12 protein-coding genes and 1 pseudogene are annotated in these 12,231 nt (G+C 70.8%); 8 read left to right on the plus strand and 5 right to left on the minus strand.

The genetic code is table 11. The annotated features are described in order from the left end of the window. Positions 1-106 precede the first annotated feature (106 nt). The 7 genes from QC826_RS10290 (at position 107) to QC826_RS10320 (ending at position 7,772) form a co-directional block, all read left to right on the plus strand. Positions 107-670, plus strand: a complete 564-nt coding sequence (locus QC826_RS10290; RefSeq protein ID WP_279765512.1) for a hypothetical protein — start codon at positions 107-109, stop codon at positions 668-670. Next, positions 667-1,383, plus strand: a complete 717-nt coding sequence (locus QC826_RS10295; protein ID WP_279765513.1) for a C39 family peptidase — start codon at positions 667-669, stop codon at positions 1,381-1,383. Before QC826_RS10290 ends, QC826_RS10295 begins: the two co-directional genes overlap by 4 nt. 9 nt (positions 1,384-1,392) lie before the next feature. Next, the gene (locus tag QC826_RS10300; protein ID WP_279765515.1) at positions 1,393-1,962 is read left to right on the plus strand and encodes a hypothetical protein; all 570 of its coding nucleotides are present in this window, start codon (positions 1,393-1,395) and stop codon (positions 1,960-1,962) included. Between the two features lie 92 nt (positions 1,963-2,054). Continuing rightward, positions 2,055-3,443 (plus strand): acetate kinase, encoded by a 1,389-nt coding sequence (locus tag QC826_RS10305; RefSeq protein WP_409567790.1) that lies wholly within the window; start codon positions 2,055-2,057, stop codon positions 3,441-3,443. A 132-nt stretch (positions 3,444-3,575) separates the two neighbouring features. Then, positions 3,576-4,541, plus strand: coding sequence for an MBL fold metallo-hydrolase (locus QC826_RS10310; protein ID WP_279765517.1), 966 nt, complete (start codon positions 3,576-3,578; stop codon positions 4,539-4,541). Between the two features lie 356 nt (positions 4,542-4,897). Then, positions 4,898-6,442, plus strand: a complete 1,545-nt coding sequence (locus QC826_RS10315) for a DUF1800 domain-containing protein (RefSeq protein ID WP_279765518.1) — start codon at positions 4,898-4,900, stop codon at positions 6,440-6,442. A 25-nt stretch (positions 6,443-6,467) separates the two neighbouring features. Next, entirely contained in the window at positions 6,468-7,772 is a 1,305-nt protein-coding gene (locus QC826_RS10320) for a DUF1501 domain-containing protein (RefSeq protein WP_279765519.1), read from the plus strand. Between the two features lie 25 nt (positions 7,773-7,797). Here QC826_RS10320 and QC826_RS10325 read toward each other — a convergent pair whose 3' ends face one another. Beyond that, a complete protein-coding gene (locus QC826_RS10325; RefSeq protein WP_279765520.1) occupies positions 7,798-8,859 on the minus strand; it encodes an alkene reductase in 1,062 nt (353 codons plus the stop codon). Between the two features lie 58 nt (positions 8,860-8,917). Beyond that, a pseudogene (locus tag QC826_RS10330) lies at positions 8,918-9,211 on the minus strand (ArsR/SmtB family transcription factor); the annotation flags it as partial. Positions 9,212-9,500: 289 nt separating this feature from the next. On the opposite strand from QC826_RS10330, the gene sugE reads away from it, so the two are divergent. Beyond that, entirely contained in the window at positions 9,501-9,818 is a 318-nt protein-coding gene (gene sugE / locus QC826_RS10335) for a quaternary ammonium compound efflux SMR transporter SugE (RefSeq protein WP_279765521.1), read from the plus strand. A 22-nt stretch (positions 9,819-9,840) separates the two neighbouring features. Here sugE and QC826_RS10340 read toward each other — a convergent pair whose 3' ends face one another. The 3 genes from QC826_RS10340 to QC826_RS10350 all read right to left on the minus strand — a co-directional run bounded on the left by QC826_RS10340 (position 9,841) and on the right by QC826_RS10350 (position 12,229). After that, positions 9,841-10,626 carry a substrate-binding periplasmic protein gene (locus tag QC826_RS10340; RefSeq protein ID WP_279765522.1) on the minus strand — a complete coding sequence of 262 codons (786 nt, stop codon included), beginning with the start codon at positions 10,624-10,626 and terminating at the stop codon, positions 9,841-9,843. Positions 10,627-10,698: 72 nt separating this feature from the next. Further along, on the minus strand, positions 10,699-11,658 hold the full coding sequence (locus QC826_RS10345) for a succinylglutamate desuccinylase/aspartoacylase family protein (protein ID WP_279765523.1): 960 nt from the start codon (positions 11,656-11,658) through the stop codon (positions 10,699-10,701). A 100-nt stretch (positions 11,659-11,758) separates the two neighbouring features. Then, positions 11,759-12,229 (minus strand): hypothetical protein, encoded by a 471-nt coding sequence (locus tag QC826_RS10350; RefSeq protein WP_279765524.1) that lies wholly within the window; start codon positions 12,227-12,229, stop codon positions 11,759-11,761. Positions 12,230-12,231 lie beyond the last annotated feature (2 nt).

Raw genomic sequence — 12,231 nt, forward strand, 5'->3', positions numbered from 1 at the left:
CGTCGGCGACGGCGCGCCACGCCCTGGTTCGGGCCGGCCGGCCCGGCCGGGCCGGTGTGTTCGGCCGGTCGGCGCCGTCCGGCGCTTCACGATGTGGGAGGGCAATATGCTCAAACTAGGAATCAAACCAAGGGCCGGCCGCGCGCTGGCCCTGTCCTTGGCCGTGTCGGCGGCGCTGGCCGCGCCGGGCCTGGCCTGGGCCGGCGACGGCGGGCCGGCCTTGGCGCCGCCGCAAGCGGCCGGCGCCGGCGCCGCGCCGGCCGGCGCCGGTCCTGTCCCGGCCCTTGCTACACCCGGCGTTGCAACCGTTGCGACCGTTGCCACACCCGCAACACCCGGCGCCACGACGGTTGTTGTACCTGCTGTTGCGCCCGCCGGCGCCGCCAGCGAGAACGGGCCGCCTGCGCCAGCGGAAAGCGCCCCGTTCTCGCTGGCGGCGCTGGCGCCCGAGCGCCTGGAGCGCATGCGCGGCGGCGCCGACGCCGTGTGGAACGACATGAAACTGAGCGGCGCGGTCAGCGGCAACACGGCGGTCAATGTGGCCACCGGCAGCAACATCATCACCAACGGCTCGTTCGGCGGCGCCTCCGGCCTGCCGATCGCCATCCAGAATTCCGGTGCCAACGTTCTGATCCAGAACGCCACCATCGTCAACGTGCAGCTGCGATGAACGCCGCCACCCCTCGCGCGCGGCTGGCGGCGCTGGCGGCCCTGGCCGCCCTGGCCGCCCTGGCCGCCCTGGCCGCCGCCGCGCCGGCCGCCGCGCTGGACATGCCCGGCGTCGGCGGCGGCAGCTACGCGGTGCCGGTGGTCAACCTGAAGGCGGCGCGCTTCGCCACCACCCTGCACCAGCGGTACGACTTCAGTTGCGGCTCGGCCGCGCTGGCCACCCTGCTCAGCTTCCACTACGGCGCGCCGGTCAGCGAGCAGGGCGTGTTCGCCGAGATGTACGCCCATGGCGACCAGGACAAGATCCGCCGCGACGGCTTCTCGCTGCTCGACATGAAGCGCTACCTGGCGGCGCACGGCTGGCGCGCCGACGGCTTCGAGCAGCCGCTCGACAAGCTGGCCGAGGTCGGCTTTCCGGCCATCGTGCTGGTGTCCGAGCACGGCTACCGCCACTTCGTCGTCGTCGAGGGCCTGCGCGACGGCCGCGTGCTGCTGGGCGACCCGGCCGGCGGCGCGCGCGCCATGCCGCGCGCCGCCTTCGAGGCGATCTGGCAGAGCCGCCTGTTGTTCGTCATCCACGGCTGGGCCGGCAAGGCGCGCTTCAACGACGCGGCCGACTGGCGCGGGGCGCCGGCGGCGCCGCTGGCGCTGGGCGTCGCCCGCGACGGCCTGGGCAACATCACGCTGCCGAAAAACGGCGGCGGCAACTTCTAGGGGGCGGCCATGCGCTGGCGTTCGCTGCCGCTGTTGTGCCTGCTCTCCCACGGCCTGGCGCCGGCCACGGCGGCCGACGTGCCCGCCGACCCGGCCGTCGCCGTGGTGGCCGCCCCGGCCGGCGCTTGGGGGGCGCTGGCCGAGCACGCCATGGCCGACCCGGCCGACGGCTGGCTGCCCTTGCCCGACCACGCCCTGGAGCAGGCCCGTGGCGGTTTCGACCTCGGCAACGGCCTGCTGGTCTCGCTAGGTGTCGAAAGATTGGTTTCGATCAATGGCAATCTTGTCGCAAGCAGTAACTTCAGTATTGCCGACGTGACAAAACTGAGCGGCGCCGAGGCCTTGCGGGCCGGCGCGGCGCTGGCGGCGCTGACGCTGGTGCAGAACGGTCCCGGCAACGTCTTCCTGCCCGGCGGCATGGACCAGGCGGGCGCGCTGGTGATCCAGAACAGCGCCAACGACCAGTTGATCCGCAGCCAGACCACCATCAGCACCACCGTCAACAGCCTGTCCCTGCTCAAGACCCTGCAGTTCGAGGGGCACCCTGCGCGACGCCCTGAGCAACGTGGTCGGACCTAAGTGAGGGCCGGCCGGGGGCCGGCGCCGGGCCGGCGCGGACACGGCGGCGTTCATCCGTTCATGCGGGATCATCCATCGACCAGGGGAAAACGATGCAAACTAGTGCGAGAGGGCGTGCGGCCGCGGCCGCCGTGGCGTTGCTGCTGTGTAGCGGGCAGTCGGCCGGCCAGCAGGCGGCCGCGGCCGGAGGCGGCGCGGCGGGCGGCGAGTCCGGCGGGCAGCTGCGGGACAAGCTCGAATCGATGCGGCGCCAGCTGGACGAGCAGAAACAGCTGTTGCAACAGCTGCGGCGGCAGGTCGACGAGCAGCAGCGCAGCCTGCTGCAGCTCGGCGGCGCCTTGCCGGCCGAGGCGCTGGCGGCCCAGCGCGGCACCGGGCCGGGCGAGCAGGGCGGCGCGGCGGCGCAAGGGCAGGGGCAGGGGCAGGCATCTGCGCCGGGCCAGGGCCAGGGCCAGGCCCCGGAGCAGGGCCAGGCGCGCGCCGGCCAGGCGCCGGTCGGCGCGGCGCCGGCCAAGGACGGCCGCCCGCCCGAGGTGGCGCCGCTGTTCGAGCAGCCCGGCGTGCTCACCGCCAAGGGCCACTACGTGCTCGAACCGTCGCTGCAGTTCGGCTACTCGTCGAGCAACCGCGTCGCGCTGGTCGGCTACACCATCATCCCGGCGCTGTTGATCGGCCTGGTCGACGTGCGCGAGGTCAAGCGCAACACCACCACGGCCACGCTGACCGGCCGCTACGGCCTGAGCCGGCGCATGGAAATCGAGGCCAAGCTGCCCTACGTCTACCGCTCCGACGCCACCGTCAGCCGCGAGTACTTCACCGGCGCCGCCAACGAGCGCGTGTTCGACACCAGCGGCCGCGCCGCCGGCGACGCCGAGCTGGCGCTGCGCTACCAGCTCAACGAGGGCGGCGCCGAGCGCGCCTACTACGTCGGCGCGCTGCGCCTCAAGAGCCGCACCGGGCGCGACCCGTTCAGCGTGGTGACCGACTGCACCAAGCGCTGCACCGGCCCGGACGCCACCGGCACCGGCCTGCCGCTGGAGCTGCCGACCGGCTCCGGCTTCTACGCGCTGCAACCGAGCCTGACCTGGCTGTATCCGTCCGACCCGGCGATCTTCTTCGGCAGCGTCAGCTATCTGCACAATTTCCGCCGCAGCAACGTGGAGCGGCGCATCCAGGGCGGCCAGTCCGAGCCGCTCGGCACGGTGGCGCCGGGCGGCGTGCTCGGCTTCAACTTCGGCATGGGCATGGCGCTCAACGACAAGGCCGCCTTCAGCCTGGGCTACGACCACAGCTCGATCGCCCGCACGCGGCAGAACGGCGTCGCCGTGCCCGGCTCGGTGCGCATCCAGCTGGGCACCTTGCTGCTGGGCTTTTCCTACCGCTTCAACGACAAGCGCACCGTCAACGTCGCCGTCGGCGCCGGCCTGACGCGCGACACGCCGGACGTCCAGTTGTCGGTGCGCATGCCGATGAGTTTCTAGGGGACGGCCCCGGCGGCGCGGTGAACGGCGGGCCTGCGCGGCGGACGCGGGCCCCTCTTAAGGCGGGCTCGACCGAGAATGCGGAATTGCGTTATTGTAGCGATTCAGGCAATTCTTTCAAAAAGGGAAAACATGATCCAGAAGCATTCCAAGTCGGTCCGCGCCGCCCTCCTGCTGGGCGCCTTCGCCGCCGTCGGCGCCGCGCCGGCCTTCGCCGCCGCGCCGCTGGCCAAGTTCCAGGCGCCGGGCTTTTACCGTGTCATGCTGGGCGACGTCGAGGTCACCGCGCTGAGCGACGGCACCGTCGAGCTGCCCGTCAACACCGTCCTCAAGACCAGCCCGGCCAAGGTCGACCGGGCGCTGGCCAAGTCCTTCCTGAAGAGCCCGCTGGAAACCTCGTTCAACGCCTTCCTGGTCAACACCGGCGGCAAGCTGGTGCTGATCGACACCGGCGCGGCCGGCCTGTTCGGCCCCACGCTGGGCAAGCTGGCGGCCAACCTGAAGGCGGCCGGCTACCAGCCCGAGCAGGTCGACGAGATCTACATCACCCACATGCATCCGGACCACGTCGGCGGCCTGGCGGCCGGCGACCAGGCCGCCTTCCCCAACGCCATCGTGCGGGCCGACCAGCGCGACGCCGACTTCTGGCTCAATCCGGCCGAGATGGACAAGGCGCCGGCCGAGGTCAAGGGCTTCTTCCAGGGCGCGATGACATCGATGGCGCCCTACGTCAAGGCCGGCAAGTTCCAGGCCTTCAGCGGCAACACCGACCTGGTGCCGGGCGTCAAGGCCTACGCCAGCAACGGCCACACGCCGGGCCACACCACCTATGTGGTGGAAAGCCGGGGCCAGAAGCTGGTGCTGCTGGGCGACCTGCTGCACGTGCAGGCGGTGCAGTTCGACCAGCCCGAGGTCGCCATCAGCTTCGACAACGACAGCAAGCACGCCGTCAGCGAGCGCAAGGCGGCCTTCGCCGCCGCCGCCAAGCAGGGCTATATGATCGGCGCGGCGCACCTGTCCTTCCCCGGCCTGGGCCACGTGCGCGCCAACGGCAAGGGCTACCAGTTCGTGCCGCTCAACTACTCGGTGCCGAAGTAAACGAAGTCGGCCGAGGTAGGCCGAAGTAGGCCGAGCTCGGCCGGCCGAGCGTGCCGGCGGCAGACCAAGGGACTCCGTGCGAGTCCCTTGCGCATTGCTGGCCGGTGGGGTGCCGGGACCGGGCGCTTACAAATTATTGCAAAGAGTGGCGGGCGGGGAAACGTGCCGAGCGGGCTGAAGCGGTAAGATGATCGGATTGCGGCATGTTCCGTCCCTTGTCGCAACGCAACGCAGCGTAGCGCAGGGCCAGGGCCAGGGCCAGGGCCAGGGCTGTAACTGTAGTTGTAGCCGTGCCGTGGCGCCGAAGCCGGCGTAGTTTCAGCCGCAATGGACGTCCCATTTTTCCACCGCCCCCTATGGAAAACCTCGCAGTCATCCGCCGTGCCGCCGCCATCGCCATTGCCGGTTTGTTGGCCGGCTGCGCCGTCCAAACGCCGGCGTCGGGGCCGGAACTGGCCTTCGCGCCGACGCAGACCATCGCCGTGTTGAACCGCGTCACCTGGGGCGTCAACGACAGCACCGTCAAACGGGCCGGCGCCGCCGGCCTGGGCGGCTATTTGCAGGGCCAGTTGCACCCCGGCGCGGAGCGCCTGCCGGCCGCCATCGAGGCCCAGTTGGCGGCGTTGACGATCGGCCAGCGCCCGCTCGACCAGCTGGTGTTCGAGCTGGAGCGGCAGCGCAAGGAGGCCGACGCGCTGGGCGACGACGAGGCCAAGAAGGGCGCGCGGCAAGCCTATCAACAGGAGCTGAACCGCTTGGCGCGCGAGGCGGCGACCCGTTCGCTGCTGCGCGCAGTCTACTCGCCGAACCAGCTGCAGGAACAGGTGAGCTGGTTCTGGATGAACCATTTCAGCGTCCACCAGGGCAAGCACAACCTGCGCGCCATGGTCGGCGACTACGAGGAGCAGGCCATCCGCCCCCACGCGCTGGGCAAGTTCCGCGATCTGCTGGCCGCCACCGTCCACCATCCGGCCATGCTGCGCTATCTGGACAACGAGCAGAACGCCGCCGGCCGCATCAACGAGAACTACGCCCGCGAGCTGATGGAGTTGCACACCCTGGGCGTCGACGGCGGCTATAGCCAGCGCGATGTGCAGGAGCTGGCACGGGTGCTGACCGGCGTCGGCGTCAACCTGGGGCCGGAGGCGCCCAAGGTCAAGCGCGAGCTGCAAGGCGACTACCGGCGCGCCGGCCTGTACGAGTTCAACCCGAACCGCCACGACTACGGCGCCAAGCAACTGCTCGGCCAGCCCCTGCGGCGGCGCGGCCCGGCCGAGGTGGACGAGGCCATCGCCCGCCTCAGCGCCCATCCGGCCACGGCGCGTTTCGTCAGCCGCAAGCTGGCGCAATTCTTCGTCGCCGACGAGGCGCCGGCGGCGCTGGTCGAGCGCATGGCGCAGACCTTCCTGCGCAGCGACGGCGACATCGCCGCCACCCTGCAAACCATGCTGGCCTCGGCCGAGTTCGCCGCCTCGCTGGGGCACAAGTTCAAGGACCCGCAGCACTACGCCGTCTCGGCGCTGCGCCTGGCCTACGACGACAAGCCCATCCTCAACGCCGGCCCGCTGCTCAACTGGCTCAAGCGCATGGGCGAGCCGCTGTACGGCCGCCAGACGCCGGACGGCTACCCGCTGACGCAGGCGGCCTGGGCCAGCCCGGGGCAGATGAGCACCCGCTTCGAGATCGCCAAGGCGATCGGCGGCGGCAGCGCCGGCCTGTTCAAGGCCGACGGCCCGCAGGCGCAGGAAAAGGCCGCCTTCCCGCAGTTGTCGAACGCGCTGTACTTCAGCTCGCTGAAGGCGACACTGGCGCCGGCCACCCTGCGCGCGCTGGACCAGGCCGCCTCGCCGCAGGAATGGAACGCCTACCTGTTGTCGGCGCCCGAGATGATGTACCGCTAACGATGCAGCGCCAACGGAGGCCAACATGAAACGTCGCACCCTACTCAAGGCCACGGCCGCGCTGCCGCTGGCCGGTCTGGCCGGCCGCCTGTGGGCCGCGCCCGGCGCCGGCAACAGCCGCCTGCTGGTGGTCTTCCTGCGCGGCGGCTACGACGCGCTGAACCTGCTGGTGCCCGTCGCCAGCAAGTACTACTACGAGGCCCGGCCCAACATCGCCATCGCCGCGCCCGCCGCCGGCGCCAACGCGGCGCCGCCCAACCCGAACGCGGCGCTGCCGCTGGACGCCGACTGGGGCCTGCATCCGGCCCTGAGGGACAGCATCTATCCGCTGTTCCAGCAGGGCCAGGCCGCCTTCATCCCCTTCGCCGGCACCGACGATATTTCGCGCAGCCACTTCGAGACGCAGGACACGATCGAGCTGGGCCAGGCGCCCGGCGCCGGCCGCGACTACCGCTCCGGCTTCCTCAACCGCCTGGCCGCCACCTTGGGCGGGCCGGCGCTGTCGTTCACCGACCAGTTGCCCTTGATTATGCAGGGCGCCCTGCAGGTGCCCAACATGACCCTGCGCAACCTGGCCAAGCCGGCCGTGGACCAGCGCCAGAGCAGCGTCATCAGCGCCATGTACCAGGACACGGACTTGGCCGGCCAGGTGCGCGAGGGCTTCAGCGTGCGCGCCGAGGTGCTGCGCGAGATGGCCGGCGAGATGGAGGCGGCCAGCCGCAACGCCATCGCCGCCAAGGGCTTCGAACTGGAGGCGCGGCGCATCGGCCGCTTGATGAAGGAGAAGTACCGCATCGGCTTCGTCGACATCGGCGGCTGGGACACCCATGTCGGGCAGGGCGGCGCCAACGGCTACCTGGCCGACCGGCTGGGCGAGTTGGGGCGCGGCCTGGCCGGCTTCGCCCAGGAGATGGGCGGCGACTGGCGCGACACGGCGGTGGTGGTGGTCAGCGAGTTCGGCCGCACCTGCCGCGAGAACGGCAACCGTGGCACCGACCACGGCCACGGCAGCGCCTACTGGGTGCTGGGCGGCGCCGTCAAGGGCGGCCGCCTGGCCGGCGAGCAAAAGCGGGTCGAGGCGGCGACCTTGTTCCAGAACCGCGACCTGCCGGTGTTGAACGAGTACCGCGCCGTCCTCGGCGGCCTGTTCGCCCGCATGTACGGGCTGGGCAGCGCGCAGCTGAGCAGGTCTTCGCCGGCGCCAAGGCGCGCGACATCGGCCTGCTCTAGCGAAATCCAATGGCGTAGGCGTAACCCGGCAAACCAGGGGGCAGACCCCGTACGGGGTCTGACCCCGACCTGGGCGGATCGGGGTGCGGGGTGGAAATGAAGGCCGCCGGCCGTGGCGGCGCCTGTCAGGCCGCCGCCAGCGCCGGGTAGTCGGTGTAGCCTTCCGCCGTGGCGTGGTAGAAGGTTTCCGCCTTCCAGGCGTTGAGCGGGGCGTCCAGTTGCAGGCGGCGCGGCAGGTCGGGGTTGGCGATGAAGGCCTTGCCGAAGGCCACCGCGTCGGCCGTGCCGGCGGCCAGCACCTGCTCGGCCTTGGCCTTGTCCATGCTCTCGTTGACGATATAGACACCGCCGAACTCGCGCTTGAGCAGCGGTCCCAGGCTGTCCTCGCCGAGCGCCTCGCGGGCGCAGATGAAGGCGATCTTGCGCTTGCCCAGCTCGCGCGCCACATGGCCGAAGGTGGCGACGGGGTTCGAGTCGCCCATGTCGTGGGCGTCGCGGCGCGGCGCCAGGTGCATGCCGACGCGGCCGGCGCCCCACACTTCGATGCAGGCGTCGGTGACTTCGAGCATCAGGCGGGCGCGGTTCTCGATGCTGCCGCCGTAGTTGTCGCTGCGCCGGTTGGTGCTGTCCTGCAGGAACTGGTCGAGCAGGTAGCCGTTGGCGCCGTGGATCTCGACGCCGTCGAAGCCGGCCAGCTTGGCGTTCTCGGCGCCCTTCCTGTAGGCGGCCACCACGCCGGCCAGCTCGGCCGTCTCCAGCGCGCGCGGCAGCGGGTAGTCGCGCTGCGGACGCAGCAGGCTGACGTGACCCTTGGCGGCGATGGCGCTGGGCGCCACCGGCGCCTGGCCGTCGAGGAAGTCCGGGTCGGAGATGCGGCCGACGTGCCACAGCTGGGCGAAGATGCGGCCGCCGGCGGCGTGCACCGCCGCCGTCACCAGCTTCCAACCGGCGACTTGATCGTCCGACCACAGGCCCGGCGTGTCGGCGTAGCCGACGCCCTGCGGCGTGACGGCGGTCGCCTCGCTGAGGATCAGGCCGGCGCTGGCGCGCTGCACATAGTATTCGGCCATCAGCGCGTTCGGCACGCGGCCGCCGCCGATGGCGCGGGCGCGCGTCAGCGGCGCCATGATGACGCGGTTTTTCAAGACGAGGTCGCCGATGGCGAGCGGATCGAACAGAGTTGCCATGATAGTTTTCCTGTATAAAATACCCCGGTCGTGCCGGTGGCTCGGGCCGCGTGTCGCTGAGCACCTGGTTCATGTGGTCGATGAAGGCCTGGATGGTTTCCTCGTTGCGGCTGAAGAAGGCCCATTGGCCGACGCGTTTGGAACTGATCAATCCGGCCTTTTGCAAGGTCGCCAGGTGGGCCGACACGGTCGATTGCGACAAGCCGCAACGACGGTCGATCAGCCCGGCGCAGACGCCCAGGTTGAGGCCGTGCTCCTGGTCGGAAAAATACTGCTCCGGCTGCTTGAGCCAGGCCAGGATCTGCCGCCGCACGGGATTGGCCAGCGCCTTGTGAATTGCATCGATGTCCATCGGAAGTCCATTGTTTCGCTTCTACCCGATATATGTATCGGGTTTCGGCAATTTCAATATCGGTATACTACGATATAAATAAAATTCCCGCTGGCGGCCGCATCAAACGACGGCCGGGCGGGGCGGGGGCCTCGCAGGAGAGGCGCATTATCGCCCAGGCGGCGGCGGTGGGGGCATGCCCGGCAGGAATGTTGCATGGCTGGTATCATGACGGCTCTTGCGCGCGCGGGGACGACCCCGCCACGAAGCGGGCTTGGCGGGGACGACCCCGCCGTCGAAGGAGAAACATATGACCTGGATCATCCTGGTGTTGGCCGGCTTGTTGGAAGTGGCGTGGGCCGTCGGCCTCAAATACACCGAGGGCTTCACCCGGCCGCTGCCGACGGCCTTGACCTTGGCGGCCATGGCCGGCAGCATCGGCCTGCTGGGCCTGGCGCTGCGCCATTTGCCGCTGGGCACAGCCTACGCGATCTGGACCGGCATCGGCACCGTCGGCACCGTCATCTTCGGCATCGCGGTGCTGGGCGAGCCGGCCAACCCATTGCGGCTGTTGTGCATCGGCATGATCGTCGGCGGCATCGTCGGCCTCAAGCTGAGCACCGTCTGAGTGGCGGCTGCCGGCGCGCCGCTCAGCGCTCGCCGGCCCAGCGCTGGTGGATGCGGGCCAGCTCGCCGCTGGCGTTGAGCTTGTGCAGGGCCAGCTCGATCTGGCGGGCGGCGGCCGGGTCGGCCCGCTTGCCGATCCAGAAGTAGATCGGCTCCTCGCGCAGCACCACCGGCAGGATGCGCACCTGCCCGCGCAGGCCCTGCTGGCGCACGATCCAGTTCAGCGTCAACTCGTTCATGTAGAAGAAGCGGCCGTGGCCGGCGACGATCTTGCGCAGGTTGACGGCGTTGTCGCCGGTGCTGTCGTCGACCTCCAGGCCGAGCGCGCGCAGCTGCGCGGCGTAGCCGGCGCCGCGCGAGGTGGTGACGATGGGCTTGAGCTTGAGCAGGTCGTCGAAGCTGTTGACCTCGGCCTTGTCGCCGGCGGCGGCGGCCAGCTTGTGGCGGGCCAGGTACAGCGGCTTGCCGACCCGGTTGGCGATCTGGCGCCGCCTGGGCGTGTCCAGCAGCGCGCAGGCGCAGTCGAGCTCGCCGGACTCCAGGCTTTGTTCGATCATCGGCACCGAGCGGAAGTCGTCCTGGCCGGAGAAGCGCAGCTGCGGCGCCAGCCTTTCGATCGCCGCCAGGATGTCCGGGCAGATGCCGGCCGGGCGGCCGTTGCGCCGCGTCCATTTCGGCGGCAGGCTTTCCTGCGCCATCACGCGCAAGGTCGTCACCGGGTCTGCGGCGGCGGCGGCGGCGCCCGCCGCCGGCGCGCCCGCGCCCGCGCCGGCCACGGCGAGCAGCAGCATCACTAGCTTGTTCATCATAGTCTCCTGCAAGTGATTCTAGCGGGATAGGCCGGGCCGCGCCAGAGGCCGCCGGCGCGCCGGCGCGGCGGATCAGAAGTCCGGATTGGCGCGCGCCAGGTAGAACCACTCGCTGTTGGCCTTGGCGCCGCTGTCGGGGAACAGGATCAGCCCGTCGAACTCGGCCAGCACGGCCGTGCCGTCGGCGCGGCGGCCGATCTCGTCGCCCCGGCGCAGGCGGTCGAAACTGGACCAGACGCGGCTGAATTGGTCGTCGATGTGTTGCTTATCGTGCACAACGACCATGCTCAACGCCTCCATCCGCGCCGGCTCGACCGGCGCCGGCGCCGCCTCGTCGACCAGGCCGAGGAAGGCCAGGGTGTTGCGGATGGCGCGGTAGGCCACCTCGGGCGCCCGCGGGTCGGCGTGCTGGCCGCACTCGAGCGTCAGCGCGTAGCCGCCCGTCGAGCGCATGTATTCGGTGGTGCCGACGCCGTAGCGCAGCACGGTTTCGAGTTGGCTGTCGTCGCGCAGGCGGCGCTGCACGCCGGCGCCGTAGGTGGCCAGCCAGCCGTCGACGAAGCGGCGCACGCCGAGCCGGCGCGCCAGCGCGCGCTCCCGCGCCGCGTGGCCGAAGGGCTGCAGCGGGCCGTCGTTGTCGCGCGGGCCGACCATGACGAAGGGCTCGCTGGCGGCGTTGAAGGAGTGCAGGTCGAGCAGCACGTCGTGGCCGGCCAGCAGCGGGCACAGCCAGTTGGCGACGCGGTCCTCGAAGTCCTGCGGCGCGGCGTTGGGGAACAGGTTGCGGTTCAGGTTGCGCTCGCCGCTGCGTTCGCCCTTGGCGTAGGCCAGCGGATTGGCCACCGGCACGAAGGTGACGCTGCCGGCGGCCAGGCGCAGCGCGCCCGCGTCCAGCTCGGCCATGACGCGGCCGATGCCCCGGGTGCCGCAGGTCTCGTTGCCGTGCACGGCGCCGAGCACGATCAGGCGCGGGCCGGCGCCCAGGCCGCTGTAGTTGACGGATTTGAATTGCAGTTGGTGCTGGTCGCTCATGGCTGTCCTTGGCTGGGGTGGGGCCGGCGCGGTTTGGCCGCGCGGCAAGGTCGGCCGATATTCTAGCCGCTGCGCCGCGCGCCGGGCTGGCGGCGCGCGCCTAGCGCTGCATTTCGATCACGTCGAACGGCGACTGCATGGTGTGGAGGAAGGCCATCAGGCTGCGGGCGCGCTCGGCGCCGTCCTGGGCGCGGCTGGCGGCGATCTCGGCGCGCAGGCCAGGCAGCACCTCGGCCACGTGCGGGCTGGCGTCGTAGGCGGCGATCAACAGGGTGGCCAGCTCGCCGGCGCGGCCGCGGTTGTTGCGCATGCGCTCCTCGAGGATGGCGAAGAGGGCGCGCTGCATGCGCGGCGTCGGGTTGTGGATGTAGCCGAACACCAGCGGCGTGTTGGCGATCGCCTCGCACAGCAGCTGCTCCATGCGCTCGGGCTTGACGTCGGAGGCGATGTCGAAATAGGCGCCGTTCCAGCGCGTGCGCTCATACGGGTGGCCGGGCGGGAAGGAGTCGGCGGTGTCGAAACCGCAAATGCGGCTCAGGTACTTGAGCCAGGCGATGAAGGTGGAGGTCATGC

It is taken from the genome of Rugamonas sp. DEMB1 (genome assembly GCF_029834475.1).
GTDB classification, from domain to species: Bacteria; Pseudomonadota; Gammaproteobacteria; order Burkholderiales; family Burkholderiaceae_D; genus Rugamonas; species Rugamonas rubra.